Source organism: Pseudomonas cichorii (assembly GCF_019719005.1).
GTDB classification, from domain to species: Bacteria; Pseudomonadota; Gammaproteobacteria; order Pseudomonadales; family Pseudomonadaceae; genus Aquipseudomonas; species Aquipseudomonas cichorii_E.
The window spans coordinates 162,524-179,886 of record NZ_JAIGPJ010000003.1; the positions used below are offsets into that span (position 1 = coordinate 162,524).

The 17,363-nt window shown below is 59.6% G+C and carries 16 protein-coding genes; 4 read left to right on the plus strand and 12 right to left on the minus strand.

The annotated features are described in order from the left end of the window. Nucleotides 1-39 precede the first annotated feature (39 nt). From K5D32_RS04330 to K5D32_RS04340, 3 genes are read left to right on the plus strand one after another with little or no spacing between them, the layout of a single operon-like run. Entirely contained in the window at nucleotides 40-1,239 is a 1,200-nt protein-coding gene (locus K5D32_RS04330; protein WP_221576929.1) for an efflux RND transporter periplasmic adaptor subunit, read from the plus strand. Then, entirely contained in the window at nucleotides 1,236-2,327 is a 1,092-nt protein-coding gene (locus K5D32_RS04335; RefSeq protein ID WP_221576928.1) for an efflux RND transporter periplasmic adaptor subunit, read from the plus strand. The genes K5D32_RS04330 and K5D32_RS04335 overlap by 4 nt, the downstream gene beginning before the upstream one ends. Further along, the gene (locus tag K5D32_RS04340; protein ID WP_221576927.1) at nucleotides 2,324-5,365 is read left to right on the plus strand and encodes an efflux RND transporter permease subunit; all 3,042 of its coding nucleotides are present in this window, start codon (nucleotides 2,324-2,326) and stop codon (nucleotides 5,363-5,365) included. The genes K5D32_RS04335 and K5D32_RS04340 overlap by 4 nt, the downstream gene beginning before the upstream one ends. 8 nt (nucleotides 5,366-5,373) lie before the next feature. On the opposite strand, the gene K5D32_RS04345 is transcribed toward K5D32_RS04340, so the two are convergent. Genes K5D32_RS04345 through K5D32_RS04355 form a run of 3 tightly spaced genes read right to left on the minus strand, consistent with a single transcriptional unit; the run spans nucleotide 5,374 to nucleotide 8,340 of the window. After that, nucleotides 5,374-6,219 carry an amidohydrolase gene (locus tag K5D32_RS04345; protein WP_221576926.1) on the minus strand — a complete coding sequence of 282 codons (846 nt, stop codon included), beginning with the start codon at nucleotides 6,217-6,219 and terminating at the stop codon, nucleotides 5,374-5,376. 56 nt (nucleotides 6,220-6,275) lie between these two features. After that, complete coding sequence (locus K5D32_RS04350) at nucleotides 6,276-7,571, minus strand: MFS transporter (protein WP_311775767.1); 1,296 nt, start codon at nucleotides 7,569-7,571, stop codon at nucleotides 6,276-6,278. A gap of 37 nt (nucleotides 7,572-7,608) precedes the next feature. Continuing rightward, nucleotides 7,609-8,340, minus strand: coding sequence for a GntR family transcriptional regulator (locus K5D32_RS04355; protein WP_221576924.1), 732 nt, complete (start codon nucleotides 8,338-8,340; stop codon nucleotides 7,609-7,611). 383 nt (nucleotides 8,341-8,723) lie between these two features. Between K5D32_RS04355 and K5D32_RS04360 the strand changes: the two genes are divergently transcribed. Further along, nucleotides 8,724-9,872 carry an MFS transporter gene (locus K5D32_RS04360; RefSeq protein ID WP_221599403.1) on the plus strand — a complete coding sequence of 383 codons (1,149 nt, stop codon included), beginning with the start codon at nucleotides 8,724-8,726 and terminating at the stop codon, nucleotides 9,870-9,872. Nucleotides 9,873-9,934: 62 nt separating this feature from the next. Here K5D32_RS04360 and K5D32_RS04365 read toward each other — a convergent pair whose 3' ends face one another. The 9 genes from K5D32_RS04365 to K5D32_RS04405 form a co-directional block, all read right to left on the minus strand. Next, nucleotides 9,935-10,651: an alpha/beta hydrolase gene (locus K5D32_RS04365; protein WP_221599357.1), complete on the minus strand. Its 717-nt coding sequence runs from the start codon at nucleotides 10,649-10,651 to the stop codon at nucleotides 9,935-9,937. Nucleotides 10,652-10,725: 74 nt separating this feature from the next. Beyond that, nucleotides 10,726-13,026 carry a type II secretion system secretin GspD gene (gene gspD / locus K5D32_RS04370; protein ID WP_221576922.1) on the minus strand — a complete coding sequence of 767 codons (2,301 nt, stop codon included), beginning with the start codon at nucleotides 13,024-13,026 and terminating at the stop codon, nucleotides 10,726-10,728. Beyond that, nucleotides 13,026-13,556 (minus strand): general secretion pathway protein GspN, encoded by a 531-nt coding sequence (locus K5D32_RS04375; RefSeq protein WP_221576921.1) that lies wholly within the window; start codon nucleotides 13,554-13,556, stop codon nucleotides 13,026-13,028. Before K5D32_RS04375 ends, gspD begins: the two co-directional genes overlap by 1 nt. Further along, nucleotides 13,553-14,164, minus strand: coding sequence for a type II secretion system protein GspM (gspM, locus tag K5D32_RS04380; RefSeq protein WP_221592721.1), 612 nt, complete (start codon nucleotides 14,162-14,164; stop codon nucleotides 13,553-13,555). The genes K5D32_RS04375 and gspM overlap by 4 nt, the downstream gene beginning before the upstream one ends. Further along, nucleotides 14,139-15,194 carry a type II secretion system protein GspL gene (locus K5D32_RS04385; protein WP_221592720.1) on the minus strand — a complete coding sequence of 352 codons (1,056 nt, stop codon included), beginning with the start codon at nucleotides 15,192-15,194 and terminating at the stop codon, nucleotides 14,139-14,141. The genes gspM and K5D32_RS04385 overlap by 26 nt, the downstream gene beginning before the upstream one ends. Next, the gene (locus K5D32_RS04390; RefSeq protein ID WP_221576918.1) at nucleotides 15,191-15,925 is read right to left on the minus strand and encodes a general secretion pathway protein GspK; all 735 of its coding nucleotides are present in this window, start codon (nucleotides 15,923-15,925) and stop codon (nucleotides 15,191-15,193) included. Before K5D32_RS04390 ends, K5D32_RS04385 begins: the two co-directional genes overlap by 4 nt. After that, nucleotides 15,922-16,554, minus strand: coding sequence for a prepilin-type N-terminal cleavage/methylation domain-containing protein (locus tag K5D32_RS04395; protein WP_221599358.1), 633 nt, complete (start codon nucleotides 16,552-16,554; stop codon nucleotides 15,922-15,924). Before K5D32_RS04395 ends, K5D32_RS04390 begins: the two co-directional genes overlap by 4 nt. Then, a complete protein-coding gene (locus K5D32_RS04400; protein WP_198728703.1) occupies nucleotides 16,551-16,922 on the minus strand; it encodes a type II secretion system protein in 372 nt (123 codons plus the stop codon). The genes K5D32_RS04395 and K5D32_RS04400 overlap by 4 nt, the downstream gene beginning before the upstream one ends. Next, nucleotides 16,922-17,356, minus strand: coding sequence for a GspH/FimT family pseudopilin (locus K5D32_RS04405; RefSeq protein ID WP_221599359.1), 435 nt, complete (start codon nucleotides 17,354-17,356; stop codon nucleotides 16,922-16,924). The genes K5D32_RS04400 and K5D32_RS04405 overlap by 1 nt, the downstream gene beginning before the upstream one ends. Nucleotides 17,357-17,363: the final 7 nt, after the last annotated feature.

A 17,363-nucleotide genomic window follows, 5' to 3' on the forward strand; every position in this document is an offset into this window, starting at 1 on the left:
GGTGTTGGCTTATTCCACAAGGCAGTGGCTGTGTTGTTGATGACTATTAACCCTGAAACTCTTTTACGTTCGTTTTGCCGTGTTACCGGAAAAATCCGACCTTCGCACCCTGAACCGTCCCCGGGCCGGCCCTTGCTGGCCCTGGGACTTCACTGCGTTCTGGCGCTCTCGATCAGCGCTTGTTCTGCCGGGAAACCTGCGGAAAAAGCACCGGTTCGCGTAGCGGTCCAGCAAGTGACATCCAGCGATGTCACGACCAGTGTCGTACTCACAGGCGACATCCAGGCGCGCAAGGTGACCGATCAGGCCTTTCGCGTGTCAGGCAAGCTGGTGCAGCGGTTCGTGGATGTAGGGGATCGGGTGCGGGCCAATCAGGTATTAGCCAGGCTGGACCCGCGTGAACAAAAGACCGACCTCGAGTCGGCAAATGCCGAACTGGCAGCCCGGGAATCACGGTTGCGCCTTGCACAAAACAACTATAAGCGTCAGCAGACATTACTGCCCAAAGGCTATACCAATCTCAGTGAATACCAGCAGGCACTCTCCACTCTGGAAAGTGCCCGCGGGGACCTGGCCTCGTTGAAGGCGCGTCAGGCCAATGCCCGTGATCAGGTCGGTTATACCGAACTGGTTGCGGTGGCCGACGGCGTCATCACCGCTCGCCACGCCGAAGAAGGCCAGGTGGTACAGGCCGCTACACCGATTTTCAGCCTTGCTCATGATGGCGAACGTGAAGCCGTATTCGCCGCTTATGAGTCGTTACTGAGTTCAGATCAGCCCGGCGGTGCCGTACTGGTGAGGACTCTAGGCCTGCCCGATATCGAAGTGCCCGGCAAGATCCGTGAAATCACGCCCATCGTGTCCGCGTCCAGCGGCACGTTGCGGGTACGGGTTTCACTGCCGGACACCTCTGCAACGCTGGCGCTGGGAACCGTCGTCAGTGCACAACTTCTGACCCGTTCGCAACGGGCATTCACCCTCCCCTGGTCGGCCTTGAGCCGTACCCATGGGCAGCCTGCCGTCTGGCTGCTGGACGACAAGTCCCAGGTCAGGTTGGCCAAAGTGCAGGTGATGCGTTACGAACAGGGACAGGTTGTCATTGCCTCCGGCTTGTCGGATGGCGACAAGGTGGTTTCCAAAGGCGCTCAGTTCCTCTATCCCGGGCAAAAAGTCGATGTCGCTGAACACACAACCAGCAGCGCCTCAACCTCCGCCGCGTCATCGGAAAACACGCTATGAGTCTGACCGTAAAGACCTGCATACAACTGTGGCTGTTTTGCGTGGTGCTCATGTTTCTCTCGGGTTGTCGTGACAAACCGGTTCGCGAGCTCATCGAGCGGCCGGTGCTGTTCACCGAAATCGTCGACCAGCGCAATGACCTGCACGGGCGTTTCGCAGGCAGCATCCAGCCGCAATACGAAGTGGCCCTGGGGTTTCGGGTCGCCGGGCGCATCGCCACCCGGCATGCCGAGACGGGCCAACTGGTACGCAAAGGTGACTTGCTGGCCACTCTTGAACCCAGCGATCAGCAGAACCGGTTGCGGGCTCAACAGGCAGAGCTGAGCAAGGCTCAAGCGTCATGGCAACAGACCCGGGATGAACAGTTGCGCTACCAGCAACTGTTCGAGCGGGGCGTGGGCTCGCAGGCACGTCTGGACCGGTTAAGCAGCGACCTGCGCAGTCAGGAAGCGACTCTGCATCAGGCGAAAATTGCCGCTGAACAGGCCAGCGACCACCTCTCCTACACACGCCTGCTGGCGGAGTTCGACGGTGTGGTCACCGGCTGGCATGCCGAGGTCGGCCAGGTGATGGTCACCGGTCATTCGGTGGTCAGCCTGGCACGCCCTGAAAGCCGCGAGGCCGTGGTGGACCTGCCGGTGGAACTGGCAACGAGCCTGGATCAGGGCATGCAGATCAAGGTGGTTTCCCAGTTGAACGAGCAGGTGTTCGTCAGCGCTCAGGTTCGCCAGTTGTCACCGCAGATCGACGCAGCGACCCGTACCCAGCGGGTACGCCTGACCCTGCAGCAGACTCCGGACAGCTTCCGTCTCGGCTCGACCGTCAGTGTCGAAATCAGCAGCAACGTGCCCACCTTTCGCGAGTTGCCCGACACTGCCCTGCTGGAGCGTGACGGCCAGGCACAGGTCTGGGTCATCGATCCGCAGACTGCCACCTTGAACCCGCGCACAGTGCAGGTGCTGACGCGCCATGGTTCGTCGGTGCGGGTCAGCGGTGAATTGAATGATGGCGACAAGGTCGTGATTGCTGGCGTGAACAGCCTGCGACCCGGCCAGAAAATCCGTGTCGAACGCGAGGTCAGTTTGTGAGAGAGCGCTTCAATCTGTCTGCCTGGGGCCTCAAACACCGCACGCTGGTCTGGTACATGATGTTCGTTTCCCTCTTGATGGGAAGCATGTCGTTTTTCAATCTGGGCCGTGAGGAAGATCCGTCTTTCGCCATCAAGACCATGGTCATCCAGGCACGCTGGCCGGGCGCGACATTGCCCGACACCTTGCAGCAGGTGACCGACCGCCTGGAAAAGAAACTCGAAGAAATCGACGCGCTGGATTACGTGAAGAGCTACACGCTGGCAGGCGAATCGACGATCTTCGTGTTCCTCAAGAGTGAAACCCGCAGCGCAGATATTCCCGCCGCCTGGTATCAGGTGCGCAAGAAGATCATGGACGTTCGCGGCGAATTGCCCAGCGGCATTCAGGGTCCGGCTTTCAACGACGAGTTCGGCGATGTGTTCGGCAGCATCTACGCCTTCACCGCCGACGGCCTGTCATTCCGCCAGTTGCGCGACTATGTCGAGCAGGTCCGGGCGGATATCCGCAGCGTACCGAACCTGGGCAAGATCGAACTGCTGGGCGCCCAGCGCGAAGTCATCTACCTGAACTTCTCCATCCGCAAACTGGCGGCGCTGGGCATCGATCAACGTCAGGTGCTGCAAAGCCTGCAAGCACAGAACTCGGTCACACCGGCCGGGGTCATGGAAGCAGGCCCGGAACGTATCGCCGTGCGTACCAGCGGCCAGTTCACCAATGAACAGGACCTGCTGGCGGTGAACCTGCGCTTTGGCGACCGCTTCTTTCGCCTGAGCGATCTGGCAACGGTCGAACGTCGCTATGCAGACCCGCCCTCCTCGCTGTTTCGCTTCAACGGCCAGCCAGCCATTGGTCTGGCGGTGGCGATGAAGCAAGGCGGCAATATCCAGGAGTTCGGCAATCGTCTGCAACAGCGTATCGATGAACTCACCGGCGAACTGCCGCTGGGTATCGATGTGCATCTGGTGTCCAGCCAGGCCGATGTGGTCGACAAGGCAATTGGTGGGTTTACCCGCGCCCTGTTCGAGGCAATCCTGATCGTGCTGGTGGTGAGTTTCATCAGCCTGGGTATCCGCGCGGGCCTGGTGGTGGCCTGTTCGATTCCGCTGGTACTGGCGCTGGTGTTTGTCTTCATGGAATACAGCGGCATCACCATGCAGCGTATTTCCCTCGGTGCCTTGATCATTGCCCTGGGCCTGCTGGTGGATGACGCGATGATCACCGTGGAGATGATGGTCACCCGGCTTGAAGGGGGTGATTCCCTGCAACAGGCCGCGACCTTTGCCTACACCTCGACCGCCTTTCCAATGCTCACGGGCACGCTGGTGACCGTCGCCGGTTTCGTGCCCATTGGCCTGAACTCCAGTTCGGCGGGGGAATACGTGTTCACCATGTTTGCGGTCATTGCCGTTGCCCTGCTGTTGTCCTGGCTGGTGGCAGTGCTGTTCGCGCCACTGATCGGCATCTATATCCTGAAAAAACCCGAAGGCCATCAGGCCCATGACAGTGCCTGGATGCGCGCCTTCCAGCGCGTGCTGTTGCAGGCTCTCAAGCATCGCTGGTGGGTGATCGGCGTCACGGCCCTGGTCTTTGTCGGCTCGCTGTTTGCCGGCAAGCTGTTGCAGAACCAGTTCTTCCCCGACTCAGATCGCCCGGAAATCCTGGTGGATATCTACATGCCGCAGAACGGCTCCATCGAAGGCACCCGCCAGACCATGGACCGCTTCGAGGCCACGCTCAAGGATGATCCGGACATCCTGCGCTGGAGTTCCTATGTGGGCAAAGGCGCTGTGCGCTTTTATCTGCCACTGGACCAGCAACTGAATAACCCGTTCTACGGGCAACTGGTGATTGTCAGCCGTGGCGGCGAAGGCCGTGACCGCCTGATCGAACGTCTGCGCCAACGCTTTCGCGATGACTTTGTCGGCGTGGGCGGTTACGTGCAACTCCTGAACATGGGGCCGCCCGTGGGCTGGCCGGTGCAATATCGGGTCAGCGGTCCGGACATCGAACAGGTGCGCAGCAATGCCATGGCCCTGGCCGCCATTCTGGATGCCAACTCCAATATCGGTCAGGTCATTTATGACTGGAACGAGCCGGGCAAGGTGCTCAAGATTCATATCGTTCAGGACAAGGTGCGTCAGTTCGGCCTGTCGTCCGAAGACGTCGCGCAGATCCTCAACAGCCTGGTCACCGGCACCAGCATCACTCAGGTGCGCGATGACACTTACCTGATCGACTTGATAGGCCGTGCCGAAGATCAGGAGCGCAGTTCCCTGCAAACCCTGAGCAGCCTGCAGATCCCGACACCCAACGGCGCCACAGTACCGCTGATGGCATTCGCCACCCTGAGCTACGAACAGGAGCAGCCATTGGTCTGGCGTCGTGATCGCCTGCCGACTATCACGCTGAAGGCCAACGTGATCGGTCATCTGCAACCGGCAGCACTGGTCAAACAGTTGCAACCGCAGGTCAAGGCTTTCACCGATCAATTGCCGGTACGTTACTCGGTGACAACAGGCGGCGCGGTAGAAGCCAGCGCCCGCTCACAAGGGCCGATCCTGAAAGTGGTGCCCTTGATGCTGCTGTTGGTGGCGAGCTTTCTGATGATCCAGCTGCACAGCGTGAAAAAGCTGCTGCTGGTGGTCAGTGTCGTGCCGCTGGGCCTGATTGGCGTGGTCGCCGCGCTGCTGTTGACGGGGTATCCGCTGGGCTTTGTGGCCATTCTCGGGATATTGGCATTGATCGGCATCATCATCCGTAATTCGGTGATTCTGGTGACACAGATCGATGAGTTCATGGCGGCAGGCGAAGATGCCTGGAACGCGGTGGTCAAGGCCACCGAGCACCGCTGCAGGCCGATTCTGTTGACAGCAGCGGCCGCCAGCCTGGGGATGATCCCCATTGCCCGTGAAGTTTTCTGGGGCCCCATGGCCTACGCCATGATTGGAGGGATTGCGATAGCCACTGTGTTGACGCTGTTTTTCCTGCCCGCCTTGTACCTGGTCTGCTACCGGATCCAGGCACCCAAAGGCTGATCGTCGAATCAGAGTTCGACAGTGGAAAAATCGAACAACGACTGCGCCGCCTCGACCAGCATGCTCTGCTTGATCGGGGCCGGGCAGTCGAGGTTGCGAAACTGTTCGACCACCGTGGCGTAGCTGACGTGATGCTCATGCTGAGTATGCGGCCAGTCACTGCCCCAGACCATGCGACGCGCGCCGAAAGCCTGGACCAGCAAAGGCAGTGCAGCATTGGCGAAAGCCATGTTCTGATCATCGCTGCCGCCCAGGCGGTAGATGGCAGAAACCTTCATCCAGATCTGCCCGCTCAGGCCCAGTTCCAGCAAAGCCTGAAAATCCGGATCGTCGACGCCGACGCTCGCGTCGGGCCGACCAAAATGATCGACCACGATCTTGCAGCCAGACGGCAGCAGGTCGCGAATGAGTCCCGGCAGATCAGCCACATGGCGATGCAACTCAATGTGCCAGCCCAGCGCCCAGACATTCTTGAACAGGTCCCGCCAGCCTGGCTCGCTGAAATCCGGCAAAGGCTTGCCCATCAGATTCAACCTGATGCCGACAACACCCTGATCGGCCATGCGCTGCAACGCCGAACGGCTGATGGTGTTATCCACCACCGCTACACCGCGCAGTTGGCCAGGCGCGTGAGCCAGGGCATCCAGCAGGTATTGATTGTCCGTACCCAGAAAACTGGGCTGCACCAGCACACCATGGCTCAGGCCATGCTCGCGCAAATTCGCCAGATAGGACTGCAAAGTGGCTTCGTAATCAGGGGTATAACGTCGACCCGGAATCAGGCTCACACCATTGCCGAAGACATGGGCATGAGCATCGATACCGATAATCGGCGAAGTACAGGGGTCAGTCATGGAACTCATCTACGAAATGAGCGCGGTGCCGTGACACCGCGCAGAGAGGGGGCCGATCAGGCCTGCTGTGGTGTGCCCTTTTCGGTGGCATCCGCGTTGTCAGGCGCGCCTTGCAGAGTGCGTCCTCGGGTTTCAGGCAAGCAGAGCGCAGCAACCATTGCCACGCCATAGGCAATCCCGGCATCGATACCGATCGCCGTACCCAACGACATGGATTCGCTCATGTGTCCGACCAGGAACGGGAACACCGCCGACAGCACACGGCCGAAGTTGTAGCAGAAGCCGACCCCTGCCCCGCGTACATCTGCCGGGTACAGCTCGTTGAAGAACGAGCCGAGACTGGCGGGAATACCTGCCGCGAAGAAACCCAGCGGGAAACCCAGGAACAGCATCTGCGTATTGGTCAGCGGCAACATCAGATAACACTGCACGGTAACGATGCAGCAAAGCGCGAACAGCACGATGTTCTTGCGACGACCAATACGGTCGATCAGCATGCCGCTGGTAATACAGCCGCACCAGAAGGCGAAAATGATCACTGCCAGATAGCCACCGGAACTCAGCACCGAAAGATTGCGTTCGGTCTTGAGAAAAGTCGGCAACCAGGTCATGACCGCGTGGTAGCCACCGTGCGCACCCAGCCCCAACAGACCGCCCAGCAGCGTCACGCGTAGTAGTTCGGGACGGAAAATGCCTGCCATGGATTTGAAAAAGTTGCCAGACGAGGCCTTTTCCTTGTGCATGCGCTGATAGCTGTCCGGCTCTTCAACGTTGCGACGCACCCAGATGATCAGCAAGGCAGGCAGCAGACCGACGCCGAACATCACCCGCCAGGCAATATCCTGCGGCACGAACGAATAAATCAGGGTAAACAGCAGAACCGCCATGCCCCAACCCACGGCCCAGGCACTTTGTACGGTGCCCATCACCTTGCCGCGGTATTTGGACTGAATGGTCTCGGCCATCAACACTGCGCCCGCCGCCCACTCGCCACCGATACCAAAGCCTTGCATGGCCTTGACGATCAGCAACTGGTTGAAGCCGGTCACAAACGCCGACAGGAAGGTGAAGAACGAGAACCACAGAATCATCAATTGCAGGGTGCGGACCCGGCCATAACGGTCGGACAACGTACCGCCCACCCAACCACCCAGTGCCGAAGTGACCAGGGTAACGGCACTGATCATGCCGGCGTCGCCCTTGCTCAAGGCAAAAGCGGCGATCAGCGCCGGAATCGCCAGACCGAACATCTGTACTTCCAGCGCATCCAGCGACCATCCGCCGAAGCAGGCCCAAAACGTCTTGCGTTCCCGTGGTGTGACTTCGCGATACCAACTGAACATGCGCAATATCCTTATGAAGCGTGCAGTGAATGACGGGATTGAAGACTCAGCGAATTTCTACGCTGTAACGGAAATGACTGGCATGACCACGGGAGCGACGCCATTCCAGCGGCTCACCGGCGTAATTGCGCGCCAGCCGCTCGATCACCACGACCGGGCTGCCGGCCTGAACCTGCAACATGCGGGCATAGACGTCAGTAACGGACTCGGCTGTCAGGGTTTCCTCGGCATACGCCACAACCTGACCGCACAGCTGTTCATAGATCGGATAGAGCAAAGGCCCCTGAGCGTTCAGGTCCACTTCCAGCAGGGCCTGGAACTGAACCCGAGGCAGCCAGATCTCTTCGGTCAAAACCGGCTGGGCATCCAGCAGTCTCAGGCGGATCATGCGAATCACCGGCGCATCCGGGAGCAGCCCCAGAGCATGGCTGACCGCCGACGGCGCAGTCACCGGCTCGATAGACAGAATCCGGCTTTCCGGAACCTGCCGGACGCCGGACTCGGTCTGGAAACGGAAGAAGCGGAACAGCGAAGACTGGAACTGAGCACGTCGAATGAAGGTGCCACGGCCTTGCTGACGCTCAAGGATGTTGTCATTGACCAGCATGTCAATGGCCTTGCGGACCGTGCCGGTAGACAGGCAATACTCGGCGGAAAGCGCCGCCTCGGTAGGAATCGCCTCCCCCGGCCGCCAGCGATTATTGGCGATCTGCTCGGCCAGACAATCGCGCAGACGTTGGTAGAGCGGCAGACGTTCATCACTTGAAAGCTTATTCATTCCCTGATTCATCCAGTCATATATATGAATACGGATAGTATTCATCTGTTACAAATGAACGTCAAGGATTTGATGAGCAGATTGCCATCACTGAATAAAGAGAGGTAGTGATTGGCAAGGAAGGCTGAGGTGAGAATGGGCTTGGGATATTCAAGCCGCCCGCCCATGCGACTCACCACTGATCATACAAATGCCAATCATTGTTTTCAGAAATATCTTGTATCACTCCGCTCCCCCTACTTAATCTCCCCCAAAGCCGTTAGCCTGCTCAGCATCCATTCCAGACCGCTCTGGCAGGCGCGCCTTGAGCGGCTTTCCGGTCTTTTGCACAAGCGAGAACATTCATGAGCACTTCGCTTCACACCCGGCACGGCGCCGTCACCATGACCAAGGGGCTGGTGATGCTGTTTGCGTTCTGCTGCGGCGCTATCGTTGCCAACATCTATTACGCACAGCCAATCATTGAGTTGATTGCGCCGGATATTGGTCTGTCGAGCACCATGGCCAGCCTGATCGTTTCGTTGACTCAGGTGGGTTATGCGCTGGGGTTGTTTTTTCTGGTGCCGTTGGGGGATCTGCTGGAGAACCGGCGTTTGATGCTGGTGACCACCGGGGTTGCGATTCTCAGCCTGTTGGGCGCCGCATTTGCCGAGCAGCCCAATCTGTTTCTGGTGGTATCGCTGCTGGTGGGTTTCAGTTCGGTTTCGGTGCAGATGCTGATTCCGCTGGCCGCACATCTGGCGCCTGAGGAGACTCGCGGGCGAGTAGTCGGTTCGATCATGGGCGGGCTGTTATTGGGGATTCTGCTGGCTCGTCCGGTTTCGAGCCTGGTGGCTGACCATTTTGGCTGGCGTGCAGTGTTTGGCTCGGCAGCGGTGCTGATGGCCGGGATCAGCGTTGTGCTGGCAACCACCATGCCCAGGCGTGTGCCGGATCATCGGGCGTCGTATGGCCAGTTGTTGTTTTCCCTTTGGGTCCTGCTGCGCCAGCAGCCGGTACTGAGGCAACGGGCGTTTTATCAGGCCTGCATGTTTGCCACTTTCAGCCTGTTCTGGACCGCCGTTCCTCTGGAGCTGGCGCGTAACCATAGCCTGTCGCAAAGCCAGATTGCCGTGTTCGCGCTGATCGGTGCCATTGGTGCGATTGCTGCGCCCATCAGCGGACGCCTTGCGGATGCGGGCCATAGCCGCATCGCCACACTGGGAGCCTTATTGTTTGGGGCCTTGAGTTTCCTGCCGGGGTTGATTCCTGCGCCCTACAACCTGATCGGTCTTGCCGTGACCGGTGTCGTGCTGGATTTCTGCGTACAGATGAATATGGTGGTGGGACAACGTGCTGTCTATGCACTGGATGCAGCCAGCCGCAGCCGGCTCAACGCGTTGTACATGGCCAGCATCTTTATCGGCGGAGCGATTGGATCATCGGTTGCCAGTGTGCTGTTCGATCATGGAGGCTGGGTGTGGATCAGCGTGGTGGGCACTGCCCTGCCCTTGATTGCACTGCTGGGATTTTTGAGGGATTCGCGGCGGTAGGTTTTTTCGCGAATGAATTGGCTCCTACGGGGTGTGGGGTAGGAGCGAATTTATTCGCGAAGCTAGAACGTATGTTCCAGCCACCTCTTCAAATCTGCGACTTCTTCCTGATTGATGGTATGTCCCATTCCTTCATAGGCATGAAACTCCGGCTTGATGCCTAGCCCCTTCAAGGTTTCTTCGGTGCGGGTTGCGTCACTGAAAGGCAATACAGGGTCTGCGGTGCCATGGGCAGCGAACACGTTGAATGTCTTGAAGCGTTCCTCGGGCTTGAGGCTGGCTTTCAGTACAGACAGGACCGGACCGCTCAAGGCTGCGATGCCGCCTACCATGTCCGGATCACGCAGCGCCACTTCGTAGCTCATGACAGAACCCTGGCTGAAGCCCACCAGCACCACTTTGTCTGGCTGGGTCCGATATTTCTGTGTTGCCTGCTTGATGAAGGCCTTGAGCAAGTCACCGCTGTTTTTCAGGTCCTCGGTCACGCCATCGTAGTTGCCCTCTTCGATCCGGCGATTGAACCACTTGTAGCCACCCGGCCTTACCTCGATGGGTGCCCGCACGGACAGGTAGTTGTAGTCCGGGGACAAGAAATCCTTGAGGCTGAACAGGTCCGCTTCATTACTGCCGGAACCGTGGATGAAGATCACCAGCGGCTTGTTCGGCGCATCCGCGCTGGCCTGAGCCAGGTATTTCAGAGGCAGATCGTTGTGCAACGTGTTTTCTGCCTGCACAAGACTCGAGAAGGCAAACAGCAAGACGGCAAGAAACTTCAACATGTGTCCATATCCTCCAGTGGCACTGCCTGCCAGCGGCAGTGCCGTGAGTGGGCGTCGAGCCTCATGATAGCTGCTTAGTTCTGCAGGCTGGTGCCTGAGGCTTGCGGTTTAAGCAACTGCATCTGCTGACGGTAGTCGTCGGTGACCTGACGTGCCTGGCTGTTGCTGGTGATGACCCGTGGGGTAATTAGCACGATCAGCTCGGTGCGATCCTTCGATTTACTGGTCGCCCCGAACAGCCAGCGCAAACCGGGAATACGTCCCAGATAAGGCACAGAACTCACAGTTTCGGCATTGTCCTGCTTGATCAGACCACCCAGCAACACGGTCTGGCCGCTTTGCGCAGCAACCTGAGTCGCCACCGAGCGCGTGGAAATACGCGGGTTGCCATTGTCATCGGTAACGCCGGAGGTGTCGGCATCGCTGACCTGTTGCTGGATGTCCATGTACACCAGACCGCCCGGATTGATACGTGGCACCACATCCAGAATCACACCAGTCTGCACGTATTCGACACTGCTCAGGGTAGTGTCGGAGGTGTTGGTATTGACCGTGGTCTGGCTGATGGGGATGTTGTCACCCACCTGGATCTGCGCTTGCTGGTTGTTCATGACCACCAGCGACGGAGCCGACAACACCTGGGTGCGGCCATTGGTTTCCAGGGCGCGCAATGCAACCTGCAGGTTGCTGCTGACAAAGGAGTAGAACAGCGAATCCGTTGCGCCCAGCCCGGCCCCGCCGGAACCCAGTGCGCCCTGGCTGCCTGCGGTGTTGGCTACCGTGGTGCTTGCGGAGTTACCCGCCAGACGGCCCAGATACCACTGCACGCCCATGTCCAGTTCGCCGGTGAGTTTGACTTCCAGAATCCGGGTTTCGATCTGCACTTGAAGTGGCGGATTGTCGAGGCGCTTGATGGCCGATTCGATTTCCTTCCATTGCGCAGGACGTGTGCGGACCAGCAATTGGTTGCTGCTCTTTTGCGCAGTGATCCGGGTGCTGGAGTCCAGGCTCTTGCTGGCGTTCGAACCCTGGGCGCTGTCAGCAGAATCGCTGCCCTGATCTTCTTCCTGCGCCTCGCTGTCGTCGGCATTCTGGTTATTCATGCCACCGTTGTTGTTCATGCCACGGTTATTGCCGAACCCGCCACTGTTGCCCAGACCGCCGGAACTGCCGTTGAGGCCGGAACTGGAACCGAAGCCACCACTGGAATTGGGCGACGACAGCGTGGCCGTGCGCAACCCCGGCGCGACCCTGGCCGGAGAGTCATCCTTGATGGCGGCAGTGCCGTAGATCTGGCGCAGGTATTTGGCCAGGTCGGTGGCCTTCATGTTGCGCACATCATAGACGTACATCTGCGGCTCGTTGCCGCCACCTTCGTCAATGGTGTGAATCCACTGGCCGACCTCGCTCAGATACTCGGGCTGGGAGGAAATCGCCACCACCGAGTTGGTCCGTTCGATGGGCAAAAAGCGCACCATGCCCGCCAGTGGCATGCCGCTCTGGGGACCGAAGATCTTTTGCAGCTCAGGCATCAGCTCGCTGACCGAAGCACGCTGCAAACCGAAGACGCCAACCGACATGCCTTTGAGCCAGTCGACATCAAAAGTGTCGATGGTGTCCTGATAGTTGGCCAGCTCATCGGGTGTACCCGCCATGCTCAGGACATTGCGGGCCGGGTCGACCAGCAGGAAGGCATTTTCACGGGCAAAGGGCTTGAGCAACTTCTGCATTTCAGTGGCCGAGATGTAGCGCAGCGGGAACAGCCGCGCCGACATGCCGGCACCGGGTTGCGCCACCGGCATTTCCGGGACCAGCTTACCCGCCACAGCCTGATTTGAAGGCAGGATCACGTAGCGGTCGCCCTGGCGAATCATCGCGTTGTCGGTCCAGGATAACAACGTTTCCAGAATCGACAGCGCCTGCTGCTTGTTCACCGGCTTGGAGGTGGAGAAGCTCACATCGCCCTTCACGCCTTGGGCAATGCTGTAGTTCTCATGCAGCAGGTCGCCCATGATGCTGTTGATCACCGCCTGGATCGGCTGGTTGGTGAAGTTGAACACGATATCGCCGGTCTCGGCCTGGGCGGCAGGCGAAGCCGACGGCGTACGGACAAACCGTTGATTACCCTTGATGATCTGCCGCTGTGGCGAAATCGCCGCAGGCTGTGTCTGAACGTCGACAGGAGCATGCTCGGTGCGAGGATCTACCGGAGGACGTTGGGAACCCGTGCCTTGCAGTGCTTCCTGCAGCATGCCGTTGTCGGGGTCAAGAGAGTCAGGCGCAGTCGCGCAGCCGCCAAGAGCGACGGCAGTGGCCAGACAAAGCAGGGGTGTGCGCAAGGTAGCGATGGCAGGAACTCCAGAAAAGGTACCCATCACGGGGCTGAATCGTTGGTTAAGGTAATAGGGGGCGTATTCGATGGCGGCGGCAGACGCGGTGCGGGCAGACGCAAGGCCTGGGTGCGGCCATCGAGACTGAATGTGGCTTGCATGGGCTCGACACTGTCCAGCGTCCAGCCATTTGCAAGGCGCTGGCCCTGCTTGATTTTCAGGGCCGGGCCATCTTTCTGCTTGAGCAGCGCAACCCGCAGCGAGCCGTCGATGATGACACCGCTCAGGGTCATGCCCGACAGGCTGGTGGCCTGCACATTGGCTTGTTCCACCGCACGATCCGGGCTGCGATCCGTGCTGAACAGCGGGGTTTTCCAGGTATTGGACAGGCTGTCCAGACTCGCTTCGGGGGCGCGCTGGGCTTGTGCCGAATGGTTGACCGGATTGCGCGGCGCTTTTTCGGGCAGCCAGTCCGGCGAGTGAACGGCACCACTGAACACCAGAGCAATCAGGGCAGCCAGCAAGGTTGCCAGCCCCAGCAATGCCCATTCGACAGGACGCAAGGCACTGATCATTGCTCGTCCTCCCCGGCCGATGCCGGTTGCAAGTAACCGCGCACCAATAGATGCACAACCAGCTTGCCCGCACCGCCGGTTTCCGGAGCATTGGCATTGCGGCGTATGCTCATTTCATCGACGAACAGAAAAGGGCGCTGATATTCCAGCGCATGCAGGATGGCCGTCAGCGGCTCGATGGCGCAGTTCAGCGTCAGGCTGACCTTGACCTGCCGATAAGGCTCGGCGCTGTCTTGCTCGGGAGTGATCGGCATGCGCTGAGTCAAGGCGCAGCCACCGCCAGTTGTGGCGTGACTGTTGATCAGGTCGGCAATGCGCTGCATCAGGTCGGCGGCCACGGCACTGGGGTCCTGACCCGGCAACAGACTGGTGCTGCTGGCCGGATCGTTACGGGCCTGTTCCAGTTGCTGGCGCAGGGAGTCGCCCTGTTGCAGCAAACCGGCATAACGCTGTTGCTGTTCGCGCAGTTGCTCGGTCTGTTCGCTGATTTCACGCAACGGGCCGGCAAACCAGCTGTCGATCAACAGCCAGTAGGCCAGATAAAGCACCAGCGCCAGAACGATCAGGGCAGCGCCCCGACGCTCACGGTTTGTCAGTGGACGGCGCATCGACGTTCTCCTGATGCAGATGGGCACGCAGGGAATACTGATCCTTGCCGGTCCGGCTATCGGGCTGGATCACGCCCTGAAACTGCGCGTTATCCAGGCTGTGGCAATTCTTGGCCCGGGCAATCAGGGCGCTGGCCTTGGCGCTCTGGCCGGAAAAGGAGATTTCGGCGCTGTCGCTGATTTCCAGACTTTCGATCCAGGTGTCCGAAGGCAGGCAGGCGGTCAACTCGCTGAGCAATGCCGACAAAGGCGTTTGAGCCGCCTTGCGACGTATCAGGTAATTGGCCGCACCTCGGGTATTGGTCAATTGCTGGCGCAGCTTCTGGACTTCGGCAACCTGAGCCTTTTGCGCCTGTACGCTGGCTTGCATCTCGTCCAGCAAACGCTGTCGGTCGTTGAGCCAGAGCAACATCAGGCCAAGCAACAAGGCACCACAGCTCCACAGCAGCCAGCGCTGCACACGATGACCGGAGCGAACCTGATTCGAGCGCAACGGAGTCGGCAAAAGATCGATGCCCATCCGCTGCTCGGGAGTGCCCACATCAACGGCATCAGGCTGTAAACCCTGTGCCGCACACTCGGCAAGAATGTGATCCAGGCGCTCGCGCAGAATGGCCACCAGCGTGACCTGAATGAAACTGGCACTGCGGCTTTCCTGTCGTGCGACAAAGTACAGTTGTCCGGCATCGAACGGGGTAAAGCGGTCCAGCTCGTAACCCACCACCGTGGATAGATTACGGGCCGCTGCAGAGGGCAATTGCAGGGTCTGCACCAACACATCGGCTGGAGAAAGCAGCAGGATCCGGCGCGCATCGGCAGATGCTTTGGGCATGTGCGATGGCAGCGGCCATGGGTAGACCTGCTCGACAGTTTCCTGAACCAGCCATTGGCGCACACGCACCGGCAGGCAAGCCTGTAGCTCCACCAGCCATAACTGCCAGCCACGCTGTGCCAGACTTCCACGCCACTGCTGGGCAACCCGGTCGCGCAACGCGAAGACAGGCGCCAGACGTGCTGATAATGAATTCATTCTTGCCAACGCAGCACCTTGTAAGGTTGTGCGTTTTCCCCCGCTGGACTCAATAAAACCGTGATTTGTAAATGGGCGGACGTACCACCCGGTCGTTGTGCCTGGCTGTCGATGAACAGAACTTCGCCGGGATCGGCCCCGGCAGGGCTCTGGTTCGGCAGGTTCAGACTGCGGCGTATCAAAGCTGTTGCAAATGCAGGATCAGGCCGCTCCAGACCACTCCAAAGCGTGACTTCCGGCACCAGGCAGACATACAGCGCCTGATTCATGCCCGGCAGTTGGCGGATCTCTTCGATCACCCGCAACGGCGGCTGCCCACCGCTGCGTTGCGCCTCAAGAAACTGCGCGATGCCACTTGCCTGGTTTTTCGCAGCACCACAGGCCTGCAAGAGCCTGGAAATATCCGCAACCGGCGCACTGTTGAGGTCCAGCTTGCCCAACTCGCTGCGCACACTGACGAGCAATTGAGTGTCATCGAACTTCAAGGCAACCGGACGTCCATCCGCTACCCAGATCTTGCGCTGCGCCGGATCGAGCAGACCTTGTATCGCCATGTTCATGCCCGCTTCGGCCGCCAGAATCGCCTGGGTGTTCTGCCGCAGCCAGAGCGCCTGGCGACTTTCCAGTTGCACCCAGCCGGCCAGCCCGCCGAGCAACAGGCTCAGCAGTGCCAGTACCCAGAGCACCACCAATAGCGCAACGCCCTGCTGATGCGGGTAAAAGCGCTTCATTGGCCCCCTGCTCCGCCGGACAGGTCCAGACGCAAGGCAACCACTTCACTGACCCAGGGCACCGGCCCGTTCAACTTCATATCGATGCGTACGGCACTGGGCAGGCGGCTTGGCCATGGCCAGTCGGCCAGCCATCCGGTCGGCTTGCCCTTGGGCGAGAAACCGCGATAACTGAACGTCAGCGTCTGCACATTATTCAGCAGAACCTGAGGCTCGCCCCATGGCTGCACAATCGTGCCTCCAGGGCCCGACCTGATCTGCTCGAACGCCACTTGCAGGTCGCGCTGCCCTTCTGGCCCGCTCAATTGCAGAGTATGACGCTGAATACCCCCACCCAGTTCACCAGGCAGGGTCGCAACGAACTGCAATTGCTGGGCCGAACCCTCGAAAAACCCGTTGCTGACGCTATCGTCCTCGGATGTGTCCAGCGGTAATGCCTGGCCAATCGAACTGCGCAGGAATGACTGCGTCGCCCTCACTTCATCAAGGCTTTGCGTATAGCGCTCGGCCTTCAATACCGCGCGATTGGCACCCAGCAACGCACCTGCAATCAATACCAGCAAGATGCCCAGAAGGCTGAGCACCAGCATGATTTCCAGCAGCGTGAAACCACGCTGAGACGTTTTCAAAATCCCGCTCCGGCTGACACACCGCGCAGCTTCAAGGTACTGAACTGCGCTCGACGCTGATCTTCCTGAAGCGTCAGGTCAAGACGAAACAGACGCGACTGGGTACCACGGCCCGGCATCTGGCGAATACTCAGGGTCCAGTCGATACCGGCCAATGCGCCCTGTCGCGTGCCGTTTGCCAGCGGGCCGGCGCTTTCCTGATCCAGAATCGTGCGCGCAGCATGACTGAGCCTGTCACTGTGAGACACCTGCTGCAATGAGCGGGCACTCTGCCCGAACGCCACCAGCAGCACACTGCTGCACAACGCCATGACGGTCAGGGCCGCCAGCATTTCCAGCAGCGTAAAACCTGACTGCGAGGTGTTCATCAGAGTGTTCGGACCTGAACGCTGCCGGTCAGCCAGCCGATATCGATCCGCCAGCGACGATCACCATTGACCAGCGTGAGGTTGCCGCCACTGGAACCGCCATCAGGGTAAAACTCCACCGCAGATCCAAGATCGGCGGCCGTCTGCATGTTCACCTGCAGGCGCTCTGGCCAGTGCCGCACAGGCTTGCCCGGTGCCTTGAAGGTCATCTTGCGCAAATCGAACACGGTGCGGGCCGGCTGTCCGGTGACAATCGCCCGAACCCGGGTCGCCCGAAGCGCTTCGACCATATCGCCCACGGCACGACGCTCGCTGGAAGCACTCAGACCCTGTTGCAAACCGAAACCCACCAGACCTACGGCGATGCTCATCAACACAAGCACCACCAACATTTCCATCAGGGTGAAACCGCGGTTCGCGACAGGAGAATTCATGACGCCT

What these genes read in the sequence shown, in the direction of transcription:
- K5D32_RS04330 (WP_221576929.1), top strand. Translation starts at nt 40, where the DNA reads ATGACTATTAACCCTGAAACTCTTTTACGTTCGTTTTGCCGTGTTACC.
- K5D32_RS04335 (WP_221576928.1), top strand. Translation starts at nt 1,236, where the DNA reads ATGAGTCTGACCGTAAAGACCTGCATACAACTGTGGCTGTTTTGCGTG.
- K5D32_RS04345 (WP_221576926.1), bottom strand. Translation starts at nt 6,219, where the DNA reads ATGACTGACCCCTGTACTTCGCCGATTATCGGTATCGATGCTCATGCC.
- K5D32_RS04355 (WP_221576924.1), bottom strand. Translation starts at nt 8,340, where the DNA reads ATGAATAAGCTTTCAAGTGATGAACGTCTGCCGCTCTACCAACGTCTG.
- K5D32_RS04360 (WP_221599403.1), top strand. Translation starts at nt 8,724, where the DNA reads ATGACCAAGGGGCTGGTGATGCTGTTTGCGTTCTGCTGCGGCGCTATC.
- K5D32_RS04365 (WP_221599357.1), bottom strand. Translation starts at nt 10,651, where the DNA reads ATGTTGAAGTTTCTTGCCGTCTTGCTGTTTGCCTTCTCGAGTCTTGTG.
- gspD (WP_221576922.1), bottom strand. Translation starts at nt 13,026, where the DNA reads ATGGGTACCTTTTCTGGAGTTCCTGCCATCGCTACCTTGCGCACACCC.
- K5D32_RS04375 (WP_221576921.1), bottom strand. Translation starts at nt 13,556, where the DNA reads ATGATCAGTGCCTTGCGTCCTGTCGAATGGGCATTGCTGGGGCTGGCA.
- gspM (WP_221592721.1), bottom strand. Translation starts at nt 14,164, where the DNA reads ATGCGCCGTCCACTGACAAACCGTGAGCGTCGGGGCGCTGCCCTGATC.
- K5D32_RS04385 (WP_221592720.1), bottom strand. Translation starts at nt 15,194, where the DNA reads ATGAATTCATTATCAGCACGTCTGGCGCCTGTCTTCGCGTTGCGCGAC.
- K5D32_RS04390 (WP_221576918.1), bottom strand. Translation starts at nt 15,925, where the DNA reads ATGAAGCGCTTTTACCCGCATCAGCAGGGCGTTGCGCTATTGGTGGTG.
- K5D32_RS04400 (WP_198728703.1), bottom strand. Translation starts at nt 16,922, where the DNA reads ATGAACACCTCGCAGTCAGGTTTTACGCTGCTGGAAATGCTGGCGGCC.
- K5D32_RS04405 (WP_221599359.1), bottom strand. Translation starts at nt 17,356, where the DNA reads ATGAATTCTCCTGTCGCGAACCGCGGTTTCACCCTGATGGAAATGTTG.